1 protein-coding gene and 1 pseudogene are annotated in these 1,074 nt (G+C 62.2%); both read right to left on the bottom strand.

Features of this window, described 5'->3' with window-relative positions; all coding sequences use genetic code 11:
• Positions 1-315, bottom strand: a 315-nt coding sequence (locus tag HLUSI_RS34830; protein ID WP_330987195.1) for an ABC transporter substrate-binding protein, incomplete at its 3' end; no start/stop codon positions are given.
• A 158-nt stretch (positions 316-473) separates the two neighbouring features.
• Positions 474-947 (bottom strand): annotated as a pseudogene (locus HLUSI_RS34835) (ABC transporter substrate-binding protein); the annotation flags it as partial.
• Positions 948-1,074 lie beyond the last annotated feature (127 nt).

A 1,074-nucleotide genomic window follows, 5' to 3' on the forward strand; every position in this document is an offset into this window, starting at 1 on the left:
AGGGCCGGCTTCATCGAGCAGCGCTTCGGCCTTCCTGGTGTCGTAGGGATAGCGCGGCACGGTGTTGTCGAAGAACTGCGACAGCGTGGTCGGCACGATGCTCACTGCCGGTTTTCCGTAACCGTACCAGACCACTTTGTTGAGGCCTTCCAGGTTGGCCGCGTGGGCGATGGCGCGACGCACGCGCACGTCCTTGAGATATTTGTTGCCGAGGTTGTAGTCGAGATAGAGCACCGGCGACGACCATTGATAGCCGTTGGTTTCCACCTTGACCTTGCCGGAGTCGGCCAGGCGTTGCGCCTCCTTCGGCGGCACCGGGCTGAAGACGGCGTATTGCGCATCGCCGTTTTCCAGCGTGGCGGCGCGCGCGCCGGCTTGTTGTTGTTCGGATTGTTCAGCACGTCGGTGCCTTCATACAGATGCTTCGGCAACACCGGCGCGCCCCAGGAATTGAGCGTCGACAGCAGCGCCAAGGAAGGCTTGGTGAAGCGGAAGATGGCGGTGTTGGCGTCGGGCGCATCGACCTGGGTCAGATTGACCAGGATGGCCTTGTTGCGCGGGTGGATGGTTTTCCAGACGTTTTCCACCGACCACTTGACGTCGGCCGAGGTGAACGGTTTGCCGTCGTGCCACTTGACGCCACGGCGCAGGTGGAAGGTGATGGCGAGGCCGTCCCTGGAGACTTCCCAGCTTTCGGCCAGGGGGGGGCCGTGCGGCTTGAGGTCGTTGTCGTAGGACAGCAGGCCGTCGTAGACATTGGTGGCGATCAGCGAGGTCGGCTGTGCGGTGTTGACCGCGCCGGTCAGCGTGACCGGTTCGGGCTGGACGATGGCGACCAGGGTGCCGCCGGATTTTGGTGTTTGCGCGGCAGTCTGTCCCGCGGCCAGCAACGGCAAGGCTGCCAGTAGCAAACCCGGAATCATGGAAACGATAGGACGATGGCGCATGGAGGTCTTTTTTTGTTGTGTGGACGAAGAGACGAATGTCAAAACGGTCAGAGCGCGCCGTGACGCGGCGGCTTCTTGTCGTTGAGGTAGTAGTTCTTGTCGAGGTAGGGCTTGCTCACGCCCTTGG

The sequence above is a fragment of the Herbaspirillum lusitanum P6-12 genome, assembly GCF_000256565.1.
Taxonomy (GTDB): domain Bacteria; phylum Pseudomonadota; class Gammaproteobacteria; order Burkholderiales; family Burkholderiaceae_D; genus Herbaspirillum; species Herbaspirillum lusitanum.